The sequence below is a fragment of the Flavobacterium sp. genome (genome assembly GCF_039595935.1).
Taxonomy (GTDB): domain Bacteria; phylum Bacteroidota; class Bacteroidia; order Flavobacteriales; family Flavobacteriaceae; genus Flavobacterium.
The window spans coordinates 2,542,195-2,563,403 of record NZ_JBCNKR010000006.1 but is presented as its reverse complement, the minus strand read 5'-3'; the positions used below and the strand labels follow the sequence as shown (position 1 = coordinate 2,563,403).

22 protein-coding genes are annotated in these 21,209 nt (G+C 32.1%); 17 read left to right on the top strand and 5 right to left on the bottom strand.

The window, feature by feature from the left end; genetic code table 11:
• The first annotated feature begins 7 nt into the window (after positions 1-7).
• From ABDW27_RS20855 to ABDW27_RS20775, 17 genes are all read left to right on the top strand, one after another.
• Positions 8-1,129 (top strand): BT_3928 family protein, encoded by a 1,122-nt coding sequence (locus ABDW27_RS20855; RefSeq protein WP_343697660.1) that lies wholly within the window; start codon positions 8-10, stop codon positions 1,127-1,129.
• A 148-nt stretch (positions 1,130-1,277) separates the two neighbouring features.
• On the top strand, positions 1,278-2,732 hold the full coding sequence (locus tag ABDW27_RS20850) for a hypothetical protein (RefSeq protein ID WP_343697659.1): 1,455 nt from the start codon (positions 1,278-1,280) through the stop codon (positions 2,730-2,732).
• Positions 2,733-2,743: 11 nt separating this feature from the next.
• Positions 2,744-3,412, top strand: coding sequence for an alpha/beta hydrolase (locus ABDW27_RS20845; protein ID WP_343697658.1), 669 nt, complete (start codon positions 2,744-2,746; stop codon positions 3,410-3,412).
• 83 nt (positions 3,413-3,495) lie between these two features.
• Positions 3,496-3,954: a hypothetical protein gene (locus ABDW27_RS20840; protein WP_343697657.1), complete on the top strand. Its 459-nt coding sequence runs from the start codon at positions 3,496-3,498 to the stop codon at positions 3,952-3,954.
• 307 nt (positions 3,955-4,261) lie between these two features.
• Entirely contained in the window at positions 4,262-4,762 is a 501-nt protein-coding gene (locus ABDW27_RS20835) for a TlpA disulfide reductase family protein (protein WP_343697656.1), read from the top strand.
• Between the two features lie 57 nt (positions 4,763-4,819).
• Positions 4,820-5,572, top strand: a complete 753-nt coding sequence (gene tpiA, locus ABDW27_RS20830) for a triose-phosphate isomerase (RefSeq protein ID WP_343697655.1) — start codon at positions 4,820-4,822, stop codon at positions 5,570-5,572.
• Positions 5,573-5,788: 216 nt separating this feature from the next.
• Positions 5,789-6,622: a 50S ribosomal protein L11 methyltransferase gene (prmA, locus tag ABDW27_RS20825; RefSeq protein WP_343697654.1), complete on the top strand. Its 834-nt coding sequence runs from the start codon at positions 5,789-5,791 to the stop codon at positions 6,620-6,622.
• A 37-nt stretch (positions 6,623-6,659) separates the two neighbouring features.
• Positions 6,660-6,935: an ATP-dependent Clp protease adaptor ClpS gene (locus tag ABDW27_RS20820; protein WP_343697653.1), complete on the top strand. Its 276-nt coding sequence runs from the start codon at positions 6,660-6,662 to the stop codon at positions 6,933-6,935.
• 65 nt (positions 6,936-7,000) lie between these two features.
• Positions 7,001-8,281 carry a sterol desaturase family protein gene (locus ABDW27_RS20815; RefSeq protein WP_343697652.1) on the top strand — a complete coding sequence of 427 codons (1,281 nt, stop codon included), beginning with the start codon at positions 7,001-7,003 and terminating at the stop codon, positions 8,279-8,281.
• Complete coding sequence (locus tag ABDW27_RS20810) at positions 8,281-8,958, top strand: lysoplasmalogenase (RefSeq protein ID WP_343697651.1); 678 nt, start codon at positions 8,281-8,283, stop codon at positions 8,956-8,958. The genes ABDW27_RS20815 and ABDW27_RS20810 overlap by 1 nt, the downstream gene beginning before the upstream one ends.
• 49 nt (positions 8,959-9,007) lie before the next feature.
• Positions 9,008-9,460 carry a 2-dehydro-3-deoxyphosphooctonate aldolase gene (locus tag ABDW27_RS20805; protein ID WP_343697650.1) on the top strand — a complete coding sequence of 151 codons (453 nt, stop codon included), beginning with the start codon at positions 9,008-9,010 and terminating at the stop codon, positions 9,458-9,460.
• 37 nt (positions 9,461-9,497) lie between these two features.
• Positions 9,498-9,812 carry a hypothetical protein gene (locus tag ABDW27_RS20800; protein WP_343697649.1) on the top strand — a complete coding sequence of 105 codons (315 nt, stop codon included), beginning with the start codon at positions 9,498-9,500 and terminating at the stop codon, positions 9,810-9,812.
• 282 nt (positions 9,813-10,094) lie between these two features.
• Positions 10,095-10,913: a 3-deoxy-8-phosphooctulonate synthase gene (kdsA, locus tag ABDW27_RS20795; protein WP_111376987.1), complete on the top strand. Its 819-nt coding sequence runs from the start codon at positions 10,095-10,097 to the stop codon at positions 10,911-10,913.
• A 22-nt stretch (positions 10,914-10,935) separates the two neighbouring features.
• On the top strand, positions 10,936-11,841 hold the full coding sequence (locus tag ABDW27_RS20790) for a hypothetical protein (RefSeq protein WP_343697648.1): 906 nt from the start codon (positions 10,936-10,938) through the stop codon (positions 11,839-11,841).
• Between the two features lie 109 nt (positions 11,842-11,950).
• A complete protein-coding gene (locus ABDW27_RS20785) occupies positions 11,951-12,634 on the top strand; it encodes a YiiX family permuted papain-like enzyme (RefSeq protein WP_343697647.1) in 684 nt (227 codons plus the stop codon).
• 91 nt (positions 12,635-12,725) lie between these two features.
• On the top strand, positions 12,726-13,178 hold the full coding sequence (locus ABDW27_RS20780; protein WP_343697646.1) for a hypothetical protein: 453 nt from the start codon (positions 12,726-12,728) through the stop codon (positions 13,176-13,178).
• Positions 13,179-13,181: 3 nt separating this feature from the next.
• On the top strand, positions 13,182-13,487 hold the full coding sequence (locus ABDW27_RS20775) for a hypothetical protein (protein WP_343697645.1): 306 nt from the start codon (positions 13,182-13,184) through the stop codon (positions 13,485-13,487).
• Between the two features lie 310 nt (positions 13,488-13,797).
• On the opposite strand, the gene ABDW27_RS20770 is transcribed toward ABDW27_RS20775, so the two are convergent.
• The 5 genes from ABDW27_RS20770 to ABDW27_RS20750 all read right to left on the bottom strand — a co-directional run bounded on the left by ABDW27_RS20770 (position 13,798) and on the right by ABDW27_RS20750 (position 21,197).
• Positions 13,798-15,192, bottom strand: coding sequence for a M20/M25/M40 family metallo-hydrolase (locus ABDW27_RS20770; RefSeq protein WP_343697644.1), 1,395 nt, complete (start codon positions 15,190-15,192; stop codon positions 13,798-13,800).
• Positions 15,193-15,357: 165 nt separating this feature from the next.
• Positions 15,358-17,262 carry a discoidin domain-containing protein gene (locus ABDW27_RS20765; protein ID WP_343697643.1) on the bottom strand — a complete coding sequence of 635 codons (1,905 nt, stop codon included), beginning with the start codon at positions 17,260-17,262 and terminating at the stop codon, positions 15,358-15,360.
• A 58-nt stretch (positions 17,263-17,320) separates the two neighbouring features.
• Positions 17,321-18,094: a glycerophosphodiester phosphodiesterase family protein gene (locus ABDW27_RS20760; protein WP_343697642.1), complete on the bottom strand. Its 774-nt coding sequence runs from the start codon at positions 18,092-18,094 to the stop codon at positions 17,321-17,323.
• A 90-nt stretch (positions 18,095-18,184) separates the two neighbouring features.
• On the bottom strand, positions 18,185-20,485 hold the full coding sequence (gene bglX, locus ABDW27_RS20755; protein ID WP_343697641.1) for a beta-glucosidase BglX: 2,301 nt from the start codon (positions 20,483-20,485) through the stop codon (positions 18,185-18,187).
• 10 nt (positions 20,486-20,495) lie between these two features.
• Positions 20,496-21,197 (bottom strand): prolyl oligopeptidase family serine peptidase, encoded by a 702-nt coding sequence (locus tag ABDW27_RS20750; RefSeq protein ID WP_343697640.1) that lies wholly within the window; start codon positions 21,195-21,197, stop codon positions 20,496-20,498.
• Positions 21,198-21,209 lie beyond the last annotated feature (12 nt).

Here is a 21,209-nt window from a genome sequence, read left to right as displayed (position 1 = left end):
ATACAACATGAAAAACATTATTACCCAATTCTCCCGACTATTTGTTGGTGTATTATTTATAATTTCCGGATTAATAAAACTGAATGATCCAGTTGGTTTCTCGTATAAATTAGCCGAATATTTTAGCGAGCCCGTTTTCAATATGCCTTTTCTGGAGCCTTTGGCTTTAGGATTAGCTATCTTTTTAGTTATTCTGGAAGTTGTTTTAGGTGTAATGCTTTTAGTTGGTTACAAAGCAAAAACAACCATTTGGGCACTTTTACTTTTAATTGTTTTCTTTACATTCCTTACTTTCTACTCTGCTTATTTTGATGTGGTAAAAGACTGCGGATGTTTTGGCGATGCTTTACACTTAACGCCTTGGCAGTCATTTACAAAAGATGTTGTTTTATTATTCTTTATTTTGATATTATTCATCAATCAAAAATTAGTAAAACCATTGTTTTCAAATACGATAACAAATGCCATAACTATTGTAAGCGTAACTTTGTGCGCTATTATGGCTTATTGGGTTTTAAACCACAATCCGATAAAAGATTTCCGTCCTTATAAAGTAGGAACGAATATCGAAAAAGGAATGGAAATTCCGGAAGGCGCTCCAAAATCAGTAGTTGAAATGATCTTTATTTACAAAGTAAACGGCGTTGATAAAGAATTTACCGAAAAAGATTTAATGAATATTCCGGAAGGTGCCACTTTTGTTGACCGAAAAGACAAAGTAATTACAGAAGGTTATGTACCGCCAATTCATGATTTTACAATGACAAAAGATGATTCTGACTATAAAGAAGAGTTATTAAAAGAACCAAAATTATTAGTTTTTGTAACTTATGATCTGGCTTTATCAAACCCTGAAGGAATGAAAAAATTAGCAAAAGTTTCTGCAGATGCTAAAGCAAAAGGATATAAAGTAATTGGTATGACAGCATCTGGCGCAGAGGAAATTGCAAAAGCAAAAAAACAATACAATTTAGATACTGATTTTTATTTCTGCGATGCAACTGCTTTAAAAACAATCGAAAGAGCAAATCCAAGTATTGTAGTAATACACAAAGGAACAATAGCTCAAAAAGTGCATTACAACGATATTGATGATTTAAAACTGTCTGATGTAGCTTACGGTCTTTAAAAAATCAAAAACAATATAAAGAACGCCAATATTCTTTTTTTTTAGATATATTGGCGTTATTTTTTGAAAATAAACCCAAACTAAAATCTAACTAAAAACCTAACTCCCCAATAAAATGCTAACTGCGATAAGAAAAAATCTGGCTAAAATGTTTTATCAAAACCCTTTCCTTTTTTTATTCATCTTATTTTTAATTATTTATGCAGGTTATGATTTTTATATTCACAAATCTTCCGGGACACATTTAGTTTCTCTTCAGGTTTTGGCATTAATTGCAGGAGTAATTTTTGAAAGCAGAAGAATGTCAAATAAATGGACAACATCCGTTCTTATCGGAATCTTTTCTTTTATTTTTATATTTTGCCTTGGTTATTTTTTATGCACCGTCGTGGATGATTCAGATTGCAGTCTTGGCTTTATTTTAGACAGAAGTCTTTCGTTTTGGCCTTTTGTTTTCTTTGTTTTTTATGTTCTTTATTCACGCATTTTTAATGAACGAAATATAACTCCAAAATTAACCGAAGGCGTTACCTTATTTCTCTCTATTGCCATGATTTATTGGGTTGCTGATAACGGTTTTATCAACTTTGACAATATAATCTCTCAAACCTTAATGGGTATTGGTATTTTATTTTCACTGTTTTCATTTTTTCACGCTTTCACAAAAACCTATTTATCAGATAGAAACAAACTTATTTTAAGCATTTGGAGTTCCATAATTATGATGTTTTTTGCAATAGACAATTTAAACGGACTTTATCAGAACGAACAATTTATTAATACCGATTACATCCTGCAAAGCGCATACGTTGCAGCTCAATATTTTCTTTTAGGAATTTCGAGCATTTATATGATTCAGAATTTCATGATGCTGATTGGTTTTCTTCCAAGATGGAAAAGGTTTTTCAATTCAAGATATTTTGAAGAAGTGCGAGAGCTAAAAAGCGAACATATTGACCGATATTCTGAAGAACAGGTAAATTATTTAGATTCTATATTTTGCATTGTTTTAATAGGCTCTGTTTTTTATTTGAACTACTACTATGAGTTTGTTTCCAGACAATTTATAATTTGGATAAGCTTTGTAATTTTTCCTTTGATACTAAATCTTTTTAATCGTGTTACAGGAAAAAAAAGATTTGCTTATCTCCTATTTTTTGTTCTGTTTATTTCTTGCCAGAATAAAGAGGAAAAATCTATAAAAATCAATCCCGAAAATATTAAATTAAATGAAGTTGTTTCGGAATTAACTCCGGAACAAATTGAAAAAATCAAAACTATTCATACCATTTTTGCCGAAGTTGATAAAAGCAGTCTAGAGCAGACGATAACTGATTTTAAAAGAGATTCACATCCCGAAAATGAAATCGAAATCTGGATGCAGATGGCAGAAGCATACAAAGGTTACCTCAACAAAAACAAAAAGAATCTAAATGAAAAGAAAGAAGTTTTTAAACTGATTTTATCTCGTTCTATGATGAGCTCTCAAGAAACTTTAGAAAACGTCAAATTAGAATATCTTTCTAAAAAAGAGGCAGAAGAAGTTTTGAGTTTTTATAATGACACTCCGCAGCCATTAATTGTAAAACAATCAGCTAAATAAAAAACATTTCTATGAAACAAATCTCAAAGTTTTTATTTACTTTTTTAATCTCATTTCTATTCAGCCAATTAAGTTTCGGGCAAACTCAAACATCAAACAAAGACCAGCGTTACATTTTCTTTCTACACAATAAATTTATTGAAGAAAATGATTTAAACACCGCACATCCTGAATATGGAAAAGCCGAATACAACGAAATTCTGGCATCATTTAGAAAAGATAATTTTATAGTTTTTAGCGAAATCAGAAAGAAAAACACAAATGCCTCAAATTACGCCAAAAAGATTGTAAAACAAATTAAAAATCTCTTGAAGAAAGGAGTTTCACCAAACAAAATTACCGTTATCGGAACTTCAAAAGGTGGTTATATTGCGCAGTATGTTTCGACTTATTTGGCTAATCCTGATGTGAATTTTGTTTTTATTGGATGTTTTAGAGATGTTGATATTCAAGAAATTCCGGATATTAATTTCTGTGGAAATATTTTAACCATTTACGAAAAATCAGATATTTTTGGCGTTTCGGCAGTTAAACGAAAAGAAACTTCAAAACTCAAAATAAATCATTTCAAAGAAATCGAACTCAACACAAATCTAAAACATGGTTTTCTGTACAAAGCTTTGGATGAATGGCTTTTACCAAGCAAAAAATGGGCAGAAGGAAATTATAATTTAAAATAAAATTATCAATAAAAATACAATTACAAAACCATAATATTCTTACATTTGACTAAACCAACTAACTAAACCAAAACAAATTAATCATGAAAAGTGTATTCAAATATTTATGTGTTTTAGTAGTTCTGCTTAGTTACGGATGCAATAATGATGATACTATTGCTTGTTTTTCACCTCCATCCGTATTTGCTTTTGAGCTTGTAGATAAAACCAGCGGTGAAAATTTATTTACAAACGGAACTTACAACAGCAAAGATATTTCGATAACAGATTTAGATAATCCTAATAAAACGATTCAGTACAATTTTATTACCGAAAACAATTATAATGTAATTACCTTGGGAAATATTGGCTGGAATACCGAAACTATAAACTATTCGATAAAAGTTGCCGGAAAAAGCATATTTGAATTTCATGTTCAGGCAAACAGAAAAAGTGGTAAATGTTCTCATACTGAATATCAGGATCTGCAGATTAAAAATACTGCCTATCAATTAGATCAGACGAAAGGAGTTTATAAAATTCTGATAGATTCACCGAAATAAAAAATCTTAAAAAAGGGCTTAAAATTTAAGCTCTTTTTTTTGTGTTTTGCATCATTCAAAATTTAAAATTCAGACGTTTTTTCTCTTAAAAATTTCATTTTCAAAATAAAATTTCACCTCATTTTTTGTTTCCGGAAAAAGTTATTCGGTCAAAACCATAATTTTACGCTCAACTATTACGATTTCATTCTGTTTTTTCTAACCAAAATTTAGAGTTTTGTTAGAAAATAAACGAGTCTTCAAATTTTGTTAATCTGTATTTGGCTTTCCAATTGTTTGTTTAACTTTGTTAAAAATCATTTATCACATGAAACAAACGGCACTACTTATTATCGCATTTATAACTTTCTCCTGCTCACAAGCTCAGAAAACAAGTTTTTCTAAAGAAGCTTTGTCTGAAAAATTATTAACTCTTGAAGGAGATCAAACTTCTTTCAAAAACATTTTAAAAAAATATAAAGGAAAAACTTTAGTCATTGAAGTTTGGGCTTCTTGGTGCGGCGACTGTGTAAAAGCAATGCCAAAAGTAAAAGAACTTCAAGCCAACAATCCAGATGTTTCTTATTTATTCCTTTCTGCTGATAAAACAGCTGAAAAATGGAAAATTGGAATTGAAAAACACGAATTAAAAGGTGATCATTTTATGATGAACGACGGTATGAAAGGTGTTTTTGGAAAAGCAATTGACTTAGACTGGATTCCGAGATATATTATCGTAGACAAAACAGGAAAAATTGTTCTTTATCGCGCTATCGAAACTGATTTTGATAAAATCAACGAAACTTTAAAAGGTTTAAAACAAGTTTAACAGCTGACAAAATTACCACAATAAACAAAAATAAAAAAAATAACAAATACAACCAAAATGAGAAAAACGATTGTTGCAGGAAACTGGAAAATGCATAAAAATGCTGCTCAAACAGAAGAATTATTAAACGAGTTAATTGCTAAAATTCCAGCAAAAACAACTGCACAAGTTATTGTAGCACCAACATTTGTAAATTTACAAGCTGCTGCTGCAAAATTAAAAAATACAACTATTGGAGTTTCTGCACAAAATGTTCACCAGGCTGAAGGCGGTGCTTTTACAGGAGAAATCTCTGCTGATATGTTAACTAGCATTGGTGTAAACACTGTAATTTTAGGTCACTCTGAGCGTAGAGCTATTTTCCACGAAACTGATGCATTGATCGCTAATAAAGTTGATACGGCTTTAAAACACGACATGACAGTAATTTTCTGTTTTGGTGAAGAATTAAAAGATCGTCAATCTGGAAATCATTTCAATATTGTTGAAAACCAATTGCGTGATGGTGTTTTCCACATTTCAAAAGAATCTTGGTCTAAAATTGTTTTAGCTTACGAGCCAGTTTGGGCTATCGGAACTGGAGAAACTGCTTCACCAGAGCAAGCTCAGGAAATGCACGAATTTATCAGAGAAACTATTCGTAAAGCTTTTGGAGCTGAAATTGCTGATGAAGTTTCTATTTTATACGGAGGTTCTGTAAAACCAGAAAATGCAAAAGAAATCTTCTCTAAACCAGATGTAGATGGTGGTTTAATTGGAGGTGCTGCTTTAAAAGCTGATGATTTCTTAGCGATCGTTACAGCAATCTAATTTTTAAAATTTTAGATTTTAGATTTCAGACTTTGGATTTTGAAATCTTACATTATATAAAAAAGCGTTTGCCGTTGCGAACGCTTTTTTTATTTTAAAACTTTACATTATTCCATAATTTTTACGTCACTCATTTTACATTTCACAAAACTCATTTTACAATTATTTTATAAACAACTTCTGCTTTCTATTCTTACCTTTGCAAAAAATTTATTTATGTCAAACATCTATTTAGGATATCATTTTACAATTGAGCCAAAAGAATTGGGTTCTGAAATTTTAGTGGCAGAATTGGGCGAAAAAGCGTTTGAAAGTTTTACTGAAACCGAAAACGGAATTTCGGCTTTTGTGAAGAAAGATTTATGGGACGAAAATATTCTGGACGATATTTATATTTTACAATCAGAAGAATTTAAAATTGAATATACAATTGAAGAAATCGATCAGGTTAACTGGAACGAAGAATGGGAAAAGAATTTTGAGCCTATTGATGTTGACGGAAAATGCCATGTTCGCGCTCCTTTTCATCCAAAAACGGATGCTGAATTTGACATTGTAATTGAACCTAAAATGAGTTTTGGAACCGGACATCATGAAACTACTCACATGATGATTCAGCATTTATTAGAGATGGATGTGAAAGGTTTAAAAACTCTTGATATGGGATGCGGAACTGCTATTTTGGCTATTTTAGCCGAAATGAAAGGCGCTGAACCTATTGATGCTATTGATATTGACAACTGGTGTTACTTAAATTCAATAGAAAACGCTGAACGCAATAATTGCAAACATATCAGCGTTTATGAAGGCGACGCTGCTTTATTGGCCGGAAAAAAATACGATTTAATTATTGCCAACATCAACAGAAATATTTTGTTGAACGACATGCAGGCCTATGTTAATTCTTTGAACAAAAACGGAATTATATTGTTTAGCGGTTTTTATGAAGAAGACATTCCGTTTATCGATGCTTCATGCACAGAGAAAGGTTTGACGTATGTTAAAAAACTTCAAAGAAACAACTGGGTTTCATTAAAATACGTAAATTAGTTATTAGTAATTACAACAGTACAAAAACTAAAAACAAATGAGTACTAAAGAAAAAGTAAGAGAAAAAGTCCGTGAGAAAGAAGCAGTTGGTTTCAATAATGAAATCATTGTTTATAATGACGATGTAAACACTTTTGATCATGTTATTGACACTTTAATGCGTGTTTGCGATCATACTGCAGAACAAGCAGAACAATGTTCTATAATTGTACACTACACCGGAAAATGTACTGTAAAAACAGGGCCAATTGACAAATTAAAACCTCAATGTACACAACTTCTGGAAGCCGGACTAAGCGCAGAAATTGTTTAATTTAACAATAATTTAAAAAACATCGTATTTTATTTTATATTTGAAATAAAATACGATGTTTTTTTATGGAAGAATATGGAAAAATACTAATTATTGCAATGCCGGTTTTTCTGGTTTTAATAGTAATTGAAAAACTATACGGTATTTACAAAAAGAACGATACCGCTCCTTTAATTGACAGCGTTTCGAGTATCAGTTCCGGAATTACCAATTCTGTAAAAGACGTTTTGGGGTTGAGCGTTACTTTTCTTTCTTATGAATGGATGGTATCTAAAATTACTATTTTTCATCAGGAAGCCAATCTTCTTTCGTATGTAATTGCTTTTTTTGTCATTGACTTTTATGGTTATTGGAGTCACCGACTGGCGCATCAAATCAATTTCTTCTGGAATAAACATGCAATTCACCACAGCAGCGAAGAATTTAATCTTGCCTGCGCTCTTCGTCAGCCCATTGCGAGTTTGGTTAATTTATTTACTTTTCTTCTAATTCCTGCGGCATTATTGGGTGTTCCAGCTTCTGTAATTGCTATTACGCTCCCACTCCATTTATTTTTACAATTTTGGTATCATACCAAACACATTAAAAAAATGGGATTTGTAGAGCATATTCTTGTTACGCCTTCGCATCACCGTGTTCATCATGCTATAAATCCTGAATATTTAGACAAAAATCATTCGCAGATATTTATTTTTTGGGATAAACTTTTTGGCACTTTTCAGGCAGAATTAGACGATGTTCCGCCGGTTTTTGGCATTACAAGACCTGTCAATACATGGAATCCTATCAAGATAAACTTTCAGCATTTAACACTTCTCATAATAGATGCCTGGCGCGCCGAAAACTGGAAAGATAAACTGACTATCTGGTTTAAACCTACGGGATGGAGACCTGAAAATTTTGAGGAAAAATATCCTGTAAACAAAATCGAAAATGTTTTTGATTTTGACAAATACGGAACACAAAATTCTCAAAAACTAATCTATTGGTCTGTTACCCAAATTTTAATTACACTTTTGTTTGTAAGCTATTTGTTTGACAATATCGCCAAAATCGGCCTTCCGAATATCTTTGTATATGGATTCTTCATTTTTATAACCATTTACAGCAATTCTGAATTGATGGATAAAAGCAGATTTGCCATACTTTGGGAAGGATTCCGATTAGCTTTTGCAATTGCCGTTATTTCGTTTTATGGTGACTGGTTTGGTTTAAATACCGTTTTTTCGTTTAGTAATTATATAATTTTAGGTTATCTAAGTATCTCTTTTTTAACGACAATTTACTTTGTAACAATTGATTTTAAAACTACCCAAAACCAAACCATAAATTCACAAACCGCATAATGAAAAATACTGTATTTTTTAAAATTTATATCGCTTTCAGCTTTATTTATTTACTGCTTTTATTCCTCGGATATGAAGCGTTAGATTGTTATTTAAAACCAGCTTTAATTCCGTTATTAATATTAGGTGTTTATTTTTCTAAAAAGTTCAAAACGCGAAGTATTCTAATAACAGCCTTATTATTTTCCTGGATTGGCGATGTAATTTTACTTTTTTCAGATATTGCCGAAATCTATTTCATTTTAGGATTGGTTTCATTTCTAATCTCACATATTCTCTACTGCGTGTTGTTTAACAAACAGGTAAAAGAAAAATTCAAAAAAAACGCTATAATATTCTTAATCGGCAGTATTATAATCGCCAGTTATTTGGTAGGTATGCTTTCTGTATTATTACCAACTTTAGGAGACTTAAAAATTCCGGTAATTGTTTATGCCAGCGTAATTTCAATTATGCTCTTATTTGCTTACAATGGACTTTTAATTTGGAAAAAACCTGCCAATCAATATGTTTTCTTTGGAGCTTTATTTTTTGTTGTTTCTGATAGTATTTTGGCAATAAACAAATTTCATATGCCCATACAAAAAAGTGCATTTATTATCATGCTTACTTATCTTGTGGCACAATATCTGATTGTAATTGGTATAGTAAAACTAAACCAAAAAAAGGTTGAATAGATTTCTAAAAAACCTTTTACATTTGTGTGACCAAAAATAAACCTCAACCATGAAAAAAATAGCACTTTTCATTATTGTATTAATAACCGCAACTTCTTGTATAAGCACAAAATCTACTTTAAAAAATGTAGACGACAATGCTCCTGATTTGGTTTTAAATAAAAATAATACATTTGTTATCACTCAATACAGCAAAGACAAAAAATACGGATATGATCCTGATTATCCTGTAAATATATTTTTTAAGAATACGAGAGACGAGGCAACAAACGAAATGCGTTTTCTAAATGCTCTTGCCGGACCAAATGGAGAAAAAATCACATATAAACGTCTGGAAACATGCTGTCCTTTTCCAACAAAAAGAAGCGATATGGGGGCAGGATTTTTAAATATTTATGAATTAACCTGGGAAGGGCAGAAAAAACCTGTAACCTTGTATTTAAACATTTATGAAAAAGGAATTTTAATGGTTCCGATGGGATTGAGTTTGAAAAAAGAGTAAACTTCATTGACACTAAACCAAGTAATATCATTTTTACATGTACGGAATATCTCCTTTCATTTTAATTATTTTACCTTTATTATTTCAACTTGTTTATGGCAGAAAATCCATTGGTGAAAGCATTTCACTAAAATTTGGAACTGTTTCATTAATTAGTTTCATTTTACAAGTCGTTTTATCTATTACAGCTTGTTGTATAGCTTCATATAATTTTACTGAAAGTCTTGAAGGTCGTCCTTATAGATGCGGAATGGGAATACTTGGAATAATTGTACTTGCATTCTTGCTTACAATCATACTTTTGATTGTTATTATTGTTCAGTATTTTATAAAAAGATCATACGAAAAATAATCTAAATAAATAGGCTGTTTTCAGTTTTAAATAAATCATATAATATAATATAATATTCTACAACTTTTACTACTGTCTATCAAATACATGATAAATATCATTTATTGTATCCCTTCCTAGTTTTAATATTGTGCTAATAAAAAGCTTAATATTAATCTAATCAATAATTTTGTTCAAATACTATCTGATTATACGGAGGTTTCCGGATTCTTAAAATAATCTTAAATCTTCATCTGCTATTCATAAATCATAACTACCTTTGCAGTGCAAAAAAATAATTTTATGAACTTACAACATATTCCACAAATTAAGCATACTGACAGCGGAAACTTCTTTTTATTGGCGGGACCTTGCGCTATTGAAGGAGAAGAAATGGCTCTTAGAATTGCTGAAAAATTAGTTGGTATTACCGACAATCTTCAGATTCCTTATGTTTTTAAAGGATCTTTTAAAAAAGCGAACCGTTCTAGAATCGACAGTTTTTCTGGAATTGGCGACGAAAAAGCTTTAAAAATTTTAAGAAAAGTTTCTGAAACTTTTCACGTTCCAACTGTAACTGATATTCATACAAACGAAGACGCTGATATGGCGGCTCAATACGTTGATGTTTTACAAATTCCTGCTTTCTTAGTTCGCCAGACTGACTTGGTTGTGGCTGCTGCCAATACAGGAAAAACAGTAAACCTGAAAAAAGGACAATTTATGAGTCCGGAAAGTATGAAACACGCTGTACAAAAAGTATTAGACTGTAATAACGAAAATGTTATGGTTACAGATCGCGGTACTATGTTTGGTTATCAGGATATGATTGTTGATTTTAGAGGAATTCCTACTATGCAGCAATATGCGTCTACGGTTTTAGACGTTACACATTCTCTACAACAGCCAAACCAAACAGCAGGAGTTACAGGGGGAAGACCAGATATGATCGAAACTGTCGCAAAAGCCGGAATTGCAGTTGGTGTAGACGGAATTTTTATCGAAACACATTTTGATCCGGCTAATGCAAAAAGCGATGGTGCTAATATGTTACATTTAGACTATTTTGAAGGTTTAATGAACAAATTAGTTGCTATTAGAAAAACAGTTAACGCATTTTAATACCTATTAATACTTAAGTTCTTTGAAAACAAAAATTTTATTTTTCTTATTGGCTTGTGTTTCTTTAAACACATTTGCCCAAGAAGAAATACCTGTACAAAAATATGCTGCTCACAACAAAGGAAAATTCTTTGTGATGTGGGGCGGTAACAGAGAAAGTTACTCAAAATCTGACGTAACTTTTACTGGAAAAGATTATAAGTTTAGAGTAGAAGACATGTCTGCTCATGATAAACCAAAAGGATGGCACGTTGATTATATCAATCCTGCTAATATGACAATTCCTCAAACGAATTTGAGATTAGGTTATTTCATTAGTGACCATTACAGTGTTACAATTGGTGTAGACCACATGAAATATGTAATGACTCAGAATCAAACGGCTAAAGTTAATGGTGATATTAATTTACCTGACAGTGATCCTGCTCATATCTATAATGGCCATTATGATAATACACCTGTAGATATGTCTTTAAATGGCGCTATAGAAGGTGGTTATGACATGGGTGTTACTAATCCAAATGGGCCTGCTTTTTTAATGTACGAGCATACAGATGGTTTGAACTACATTAATACAGAAGTTTCAAGATTTGATGATATTTCGAAATTGTTCAGTCTTCCAAATATTGATAAAGTTCAGATTAACTTGACAGAGGGATTAGGAGCTGGTATTTTGTATCCAAAAACCAATACTACTCTTTTAGGAAAAGAACGTCATGATGATTTTCATGTTTCTGGTTACGGGGTTTCTGCAAAAGCGGGTTTAAATATTACTTTCTTCAAACATTTCTATGTTCAGGGAGAATTAAAAGGTGGTTATATCGATATGCATGATATTAAAACTACTGTAAGTAACGATGATAAAGCTTCTCAGCATTTTTATTTCTTCCAAAGAATTATTGCTGTTGGTGGAATTTTCAGAATCTAATTTATTCTAAAAAATATATTTCGAAAATAGCTGTCATTTTATTTGGCAGCTATTTTTTTTATTATTTACTTTGTATTTCAAAGTACTTTATTTACTATTTCGATTAACTATGAAAAAACAAAAATATACTTTTCTGTTTGTCACGTTCGTACTGAGCTTCGCCTGTGCCTTGTTTGTGGCCATGAAGGTTTTCCCAAACAATCCCTTTTCGAAAACGAAATCTAAAGTTGAAAATAATGAACTCAGCAAAATCAAAGATGGAGATATTATATTTCAAACGTCGCAGTCACCTCAATGTGAAGCAGTACGAATTGCTACTAATTCAAAATTTTCTCATTGCGGTATTATTTATAATATTAATGGGAAATGGTTTGTTTTTGAAGCAGTTCAGCCAGTAAAACTTACTCCGTTTGATGAATGGATTCAACATGGAAAGGACAATAAATATGTGGTGAAACGACTAAAAAATGCTGATAAAACTTTAACTCCATCTGTTATTCAAAAAATGCAAGAGTACAGTCAGCAGTTTGACGGCAAAGAATACGATGCTTATTTTGAATGGACGGATAATAGAATTTATTGTTCTGAACTGGTTTGGAAGATTTATAAAAATGTTGCCGGAATAGAACTTTCAAAACTTAAAGAATTAAAAGATTTTAATTTAGAAGATGCCAGAGTTCAAAAAATATTGAAAGAGCGATATAGAAATGAAATTCCGCTGGAAGAAAAAGTCGTTGCCCCTTCTGACCTATCTGATTCAGATTTACTGGAAACTATAATTGATAATTACTAAAAAACATTAAATAAAAGCTAATTATAAACTTATTAGCTTTTTATTTTAATTATTTACTTTGAATTTCAAAGAACTTTTAACTAACCGAATTATGAAAGATTATTTAATTGAAAAACTTTACGAATACACTAAAATACCGTATCAAAAATATTTCAAGAAAAATGAACCGTGGAATATTGATAAAAAGCAATTATTTGATTTTCCCGAAGATAGTTTGGGATACGGTTTAGGAAATTTTCTACATCAACATCATTTTGATATTCAGGAAAAATTAGAGGATCATGATATTATTCACGTTTTAACCAATACAGGAATTTCAGTTTATGAAGAAATCGGAATGCAGTATTATCTACTCGGAAATGGAAAAAGAAGCTTGTATTTGTTTCTGGTTATTTTAACCGGAACTCCATTCTATCCTAAACGAATACAATATTTTTTAGAGCAGTATAAAAAGGGAAAAAAAGCGCATCCGTTTTATTATCTGGATTTTTCTAAAATGCTTTCAATGTCAATTCAATCTATTCAGCAAACTTTTAAAATATAAATCATGAAAACAACACATAATGAACCTTTTGCAGAAAAGCAGTCTACCGAGTTAGCAATTGGAACTTTTATTATCAGCACGCTTTTATTTGTACTTTATATTCTTTCAAATGAAAGTCCGAATGTTTTAGTTATTGCCTGGCCTTTTGCCTTTTCAGGAATTGTATTAAATGCTATAATGCTCTTTGATTTAACAGATAAGTTTTTTCATTTAGCTGAACAAAGAAGAGATATTGCGGTTAAAATTTTAATTCTATTTTCAAATATTCCGATTACGTTTTTTTATTACTCTTTGGTAATAAAACTTTAATTTTTGAAATTTTATTTATAAAAAAGAAGCTGTCCGAAAAGTAATGGACAGCCTCATTGGTTTTTATATTTCTGTCTATTTTATATAAGCCCCAGCGGGGCAGAATATTTATAGAAAATCAAAAATATTAATGCAAATGAGCTCCAGAGGAGCGAAATATACCAGCACTAAAAAACAGATGTCGCTCCGCAGGAGCTTGTTATCAATGATAAATGTAGTTTCTATAAATATTTCGCTTCTCCGAAGCTAATTTTTAGTCATCCAATACTTTTTAAACAACTAATTTTTGGATATATGCTTTAAAATATATTTAGTTCGCTGATGGAAGAACAATTCCGTTTTGGTCAACTAAATAAATCAATGATGTCATTGTTGCTGCACCCAATTCTAACTCTCTTTTATTGATAGCATCAAATTTATCATTTGCCGCATGGTGATAATCAAAATAACGTTGAGAATCTGGCATTAAACCTGCTTTAACGATTGTTGTTTTTGCTGTTAAATGCTCAATATCTGAACCTGCATGTCCTTTAAGGAAACTGTTTACGAAATAAGGCTCAAAAAAGTCTTTGTAACCTTGCAGTTTCTTGAAGTTAGCATCATCAGCTTCGATAGAAAAACCTCTTGGAGTAAATCCGCCTGAATCACTTTCTAACGCAAAAATATGGTTTTCATTCTTTTGTTTTGCTACTTCTTCATATTTAGCACCGCCTTTTCCGCCGTTCTCTTCATTCATGAATAATACAACACGAATCGTATTTTTTGGTTTATAGTTTAAGTTTTTCAAAATACGAACAACTTCCATACTTTGTACCACTCCTGCTCCATCATCATGAGAACCGTCTGCTAAATCCCAAGAATCTAAATGACCACCCACAACAATAACATTTTCCGGAGTTACAGTTCCTGTTAATTCTCCAATTACGTTATAGGATTGCGCATCTGGCAAAGTTTCGCAAGATTGTTTGAAATAAAATTTTATTGCCGGATTTGCTTTTAATACTTTACTCAATAATTCTGCTCCGTTTGTACTAATTGCAGCAGCCGGAATATATTGCTCTTTTGGTAAATCTCCATAACTTTGCGCTCCCGCATGAGGGAAATCATCTAAACGTAAGTTTAATGAACGTACGATTGCTCCAACAGCTCCGAGTTTAGCAGCCTCTTTTGCACCGCTTCTTCTCTGGTCACCAGCACCAGAATATGCTTCAAATGTTCCAATATTTTCAGGATTCATTGGTCTGTTAAAGAATACAATTTTCCCTTTTACTTTATCTCCAAGTCCTTTTAATTCGTCAAGACTCTGTACTTCAATTACCTCAGCTGTAATTCCTGTTTTTGGAGTTGCTACTGAACCTCCTAAAGCGCAGATTGGCACAGCAGTTTTTACTTTTCCGTCTAAGATAAAAGCGGTTTCTTTTTCGCCTCGAACCCAATGCGGAACTGTAACTTCTTGTAAGTAAACTTTATCAAGACCTAAATTATCTAATTGTCTTTTTGTGTATTCTACAGCTTCAGCAGCTCCTTTTGATCCAGATAAGCGGCTTCCAATATCGTTTGATAAATATTCTAACCAAGAATAACATTTAGCTTCGGTTAAAGCTTTTTTGTAAAATAATTTAATGTTTTTTTCATCGTTTGACTGAGCAAAAGATGTTGTCAATCCATTTAAAACTAAAGCAGTTAAAAGAATCGTTTTTTTCATAATTTTAATACCATTTTGGGTTATGTTGCTTTTTGGGCTTCTTTACAAAGAAACAAAAATTATATAGAATTGTCAGAGTTTTTCCATCTGCTTTAACAAAAAAAAACTCCAATTATAAATCTTTAAATTTATAATCAGAGTTTTTATGATTTTAATAAAATAAAACTATTTCACTTCGATAATCTTATTCTTTGCTCCTATTCCATTTTCATTAAAAGGCTCGATTGTAAAGTAATATTTAGTTCCTTTATCTAAACCTCTAAAATCATACGAATTATCGCCGTAAACCATAATACTGTTGTATAATTTATCAGGCGCAATTCCGTAATAAATATTATATCCAACGGCATCATTTTGTTTTTTCCACGAAATCATAGCGTTTCTTGAATCGGCTTTGTTACGATCAACTTTAAAAGCAGTAATCGCTTTTGGTTTTTCTGATAATCCGTTTCCAAAAACCCTGAAATCTGAAACAGCAAATAAACCAGATGCGTTATGAATGTTTACCATTTTGATGTAACGCGCTTTAAATGGTTTTGTAAGCTCTACATAATCGTGTGGTGCATCTTTATCATTTTTAGATTTGTCAACTACTAAAGTCCAATTTTGGGCATCATCAGACATAAATATTTTATACTGATAATAAATATCCATTGCTTTGTTGTACTGAGTTGCTTTATGATCTGCGTAATTAATCTGCAAAGCATTGATTTCCATTTGTCTTCCTAAATCCATTTGAAGCCATTCTCCCGGATCACCTGTTTTTGCGGACCAATACGTCTGAATATTTTCATCCGTTAAATTTTCGGGACCGTAACAGAATTTCTCGTATACTTTTTTACCTCCGTTATCCATTCTGTGTGTTTCCACTTCCATACAATCTTCAGAAGAAGAAACGGTTACCGGTTTTTTATACGAAAGAAGCATCCATCCTGATGAAGCTCCTTTTGTCTGATCTCTTTGACCCGTTGGCAGCACAATTGGAAAATCTCCGTAAGAAGTAATTGAATACATTACATCATCTTTATCAAAACCGGCAGGAAACATATCTATACGACGCTCAAAACGGTCTTTTATAGAAATCTTGCATGTTCCTGTGTTCCAGTAATTTCCGTAATTATCTGCAAACGTATTTCCATGTCCTGCTCCAATTACAAATCCTCCTGGTTTATACGACATCGGATTGTGTCTTTGATAGGTAAACGGCCCCAACGGATTATCTCCTACATGAACACCATTTGCATAGCCTTTAAATTCTGTTGCCGGCGCTCCATATTGCATATAGTATTTTCCGTTGTGTTTAGTCATCCATGCTCCTTCAATAAAATTTCCCCAAGGAGCAGGTTCCATATCATTATTGGGTCCAAAACGTTCCCAGCCGTGTGCAGAAGGATCAAGAATAGCAACTTCTTTTATTTGTCCATAAGGTTTTTGAATATCTTCTACTTCTGCTGCTTTGTATAATGTCGCATAATCGGCCTGATTTCCTTTTGGAAACCACGTATTGTAATCCACCTCAACACCTACTAAAGGCAGTTTTCCGCTTGAACCATAATACATATATACTTTTTTATCATCATCCTGAAAAATCGCAGGATCCCATGTGGGTAACATTGCCTTGTCTACATGACGTGTCCATTTTCCTGATTTCGGATCGGCTGTTTTCCAAATTGGATGGTCTCTATTCCATGTTGAGCCTACGTAAAATAAGGTATCGTTTACAACCCAAGCCGCAGGCGCACATTGATCGTCATCGCCGGGCTTTCTTTGAAAACTTCCGTAAACAAAATTCCAGTCTGACATATCTTTACTCCAAAAGAAACCTGCCTGATTGGTTGCAAATAAATAATATTCGCCTTTGTAAGTGATAATTACCGGATCTGCACTGGAACGACGAGAATAAGGAATGCCATTATGATTGTAAGTCGTATAATTGTATCCTATATTAATTGGGTTACAATAGGTTGTCGCAGGTTTATTTGGATCAAACCATTCTGTTTTTCCGGGAATATTTTGCGCCCAAAAACTTGTTGTACAAGCCATTAAAAGCAATATAAATATCTTTTTCATTTGTATTCTTTTTAAGTTTTAATAGAATTCAATCCTTTAGTAAAAATGATGATGAAATCTATTTTTTCTCTTTTAATTTTTCGCTTAAAAGTTCAGGTTCGTTTGTAGTGATATAATTAAATTTATTCTCTATAATCCAGTCCATATCAGCTGCTTCGTTAACTGTCCAGGCATTTAGAATTATATTATTTTCTTTGGCTTCTTTTATCCATTCCGGATGTTTTTTAAAGACTGAATAATGATAATCAACACCGTTTATTTTATCTGCTTTTACTTCTTTTGGAGATTTATTTCCTTCTAAATATTGTAAAGAAGTTTTCGGATCAATTTTTCTAATTTGTTTTAGAATATCGTAATCAAAACTGATGTAGCAGGTGATTTTTTCTGCTTTTAATTTCTTGATAGTTTCAACAGCCATTAATGCTGTTTTTTGTCCTCTTTCTTTATTTATTTCTGAAGGTTTTATTTCGCAGACCAAAAGAGTATGTTTGTTGTTCTTTTTTCCTTCTGAAATATATTCGTATAATGTTGGAAGTTTCTCTCCATTAGAGAGCTTAAATCGAATTAGATCTGCATAATTTGTTTCTTCAATAAGCAGTTTGTTGTAATGTGCATCATGATTAATTACAAGTGAATCATCAGCTGTTCTCCAAACGTCAAACTCAGAACCGGGAAGTTTTAAATCAATGGCATGTCTTAATGATGCGATTGAATTTTCGGGCAAATTGTTTTTTTTCCATGCGCCGCGATGTGCTACTACAGCATTCTTTTGTGCATTAGAATATGAAAAAACAAAAAGACAGACTGCAGTAAATATTTTAAAAGTATTCATAATAAACGTAATTAAATAATTACAAAAAAGGGTCTTTACTTTAGAAAAAAAGCCCTCCGTAAGAGGGCTTTTCACTAATCAATAAACCAACTATTTAGTTAACTCAAAACTAACTTTCTTGTCGGCAGTCGAATTTCCTCCAACGAAAACATCAAACTGTCCAGGCTCTGCTACGAATTGTAAATCAGAGTCATAAAATTTTAAATCTTCAACAGTAATGTCAAAACTTACGGTTTGTTTTTCACCTTTTTTAAGTGTTATTTTTTGGAAACCTTTTAATTCTCTAACTGGTCTTGTTACTGAACCAACTAAATCTCTGATGTATAATTGAACTGTTTCTTTTCCGTCAAAATTTCCAGTGTTTGTTACATCAACTGTTACTTTTAATTTTCCACTGAAATTCATTTTATCAGAAGAAATTTTCAGGTTTGAATAATCAAAAGTCGTATAACTCAAACCAAATCCGAATGGGAATAATGGTTCGTTTCTTTCGTCAATATAATTTGATCTGAATTTTTCGAATTTTCCTTCTGTATTCGAAAGTGGTCTTCCTGTATTTTTGTGCGCGTAGTAAATTGGCAATTGACCAACACTTCTTGGGAAAGTTGAAGTCAATTTACCAGAAGGATTTACATCTCCAAATAAAACATCAGCAATAGCATAGCCAGCTTCTGTACCAGCAAACCAAGCATTTAAAATGGCAGGAACTGTTTTTTCTTCGTCTGTAATAACTAACGGACGTCCGTCAAATAAAACTACAACAACTGGTTTTCCTGTTTTTAATAACGCATTTAATAAATCTTTTTGCGCTTGTGGAATTTGTAAATTCGTACGGCTGCTAGATTCTCCGCTCATTTCTGCAGATTCTCCTAAAGCCGCAACAATTACATCAGATTGGTTTGCTACTTTTAAAGCTTCTGCCAATAATTCTTCTTTTGAACGTCCGTCACGGTGTAATGTTTTACCAAACATTGTTGCGTTTGTTTCAAAAGTTTCATCGTAATCTAAATTACTTCCTTTTGCATATAAAACTTTTGTTGATGGTCCTGCAACTTCTTTAATTCCTGCTAATAAAGAAACGGCATTTTCCATTCTTGTAGCAACACTCCATGTTCCCGGCATATTTTCTTTAGCATCTGCCAAAGGTCCGATTAAAGCAATTGTTCCTGATTTTTTAAGCGGTAATAATTGGTTTTGATTTTTTAACAATACCAATGACTGAGCGGCAATCTGGCGAGCCTCTTTTCTGCTGTCTGTTGTGAAAATTTCAGTTTTTGCTCTTTTTTCATCGCAATATTTATATGGATCCTGAAATAAACCTAAATCGTATTTTGCTTCTAAAATCAACTTAACGGCATTATCAATTGTTTCAATTGAAACTCTTTTTTCATCTAATGATTTTTTCAAAGTTCCTAAGAAACCTTCTCCAACCATATCCATTTCTACACCTGCATTCATAGCCAAAGCCGAAACGTCTTGAAGATTCCCCATTCCGTGTTCGATCATTTCAGGAATTCCTGTAAAATCGGTTACTACGAAACCTTTAAAACCCCATTGTTTTCTTAAAACATCAGTCATTAACCATTTATTTCCAGTTGCCGGAATTCCGTCAATCTCATTGAAAGAAGCCATAACTGAACCTACACCAGCATCAACAGCTGCTTTGTAAGGAGGAAAATAATCATTAAACATTCTGATATGGCTCATATCAACTGTGTTGTAATCACGTCCACCTTCTGGCGCACCGTATAATGCAAAGTGTTTTACACACGCTAAAATTGAGTTGTTTTTTGAAAGATCGTGCTGCTGATATCCGTTTACCATTGCTTTTGCAATTTGGCTTCCTAAATACGGATCTTCTCCAGAACCTTCAGAAACTCTTCCCCATCTTGGATCACGAGAAATATCTACCATTGGAGAGAATGTCCAGTTGATTCCGTCTGCACTTGCTTCTTTCGCTGCGATCTGCGCGCTTCTTTCAATTAACGCCATATCCCATGTACAAGATAATCCTAACGGAATTGGGAATGTTGTTTCGTAACCGTGAATAACATCCATACCAAAAAGTAACGGAATTTTTAAACGGCTTTGTTCAACGGCAATTTTTTGAACTTCTTTAATTTTTTGTACTGATTTTATATTGAACAAACCGCCCACTTTTCCTTCTGCAATATTTTTAGCAACATTTGAGCTGTTTGCCTGTCCTGTTGTAATATCTCCAGATGTAGGTAAATTTAATTGACCTAATTTTTCTTCTAATGTCATTTTAGACATTAATTCTGCCACAAACTCCGACTTAGGTTTAATTTTTACTGTACTTTTTGTGGTCTTTTTTTGAGCGTAACCCAAAACAGCACATCCTAAAAAAAGTAAGACTAATTTGTTTTTCATTCTATTTAATTTATTTGTTCGTATTTGATTTTACTTGCTTAAAGATCCAGTTGTATATTTCCGGATTGTCGTAAACTCTTGTCCAGCTGTCATGATTTGCATCATCAAAAATAGTCAGCTGCACATCTTTGGGATTGCATTTTTTCAATTCTTTGTAAACATCAATTGCATAATCAACTTTTACCACATCATCTAGTAATCCGTGGTAAATTCTGGTTGGTATATTGGCAATTTTACAAACGCTTTCTAATTGAATTAAATCTACAAAACCAGAAATTGGTACTATTGCAGCAAACTTATCAGGATAGGTAAGTGCTAAATTCCATGCTGCCCAGCCTCCTGAACTTAAACCTGTAACATATATTCTGTCCGGATCTATTTTGTTCTCTTTTTGAATTTTTAAAATTAATTCATAAATCGATTCTATGCTCCAGTTTTCATCTTCTTTGCATTGCGGAGCCAAAATGTAAGCATCTAATTCATGAGTTTTTAAATACTTAAAAGGCCCATGAATTTTCACTTTTTCAATGTTGGTTCCTTTTTCGCCATCTCCAGAAATAAAAACTATTAAAGGCTTTTTTTCTTTTGTATTGGATGGTTTGTGTAATATGTAGCCTAATTCATTATTTGTTACTATAACTGTTTTTATTTTTCCTGTTGTTTCACTTTGTGCAAAACCAAATACAGAAATGAACAGTAATAATAAACTCATTTTATATTTCAT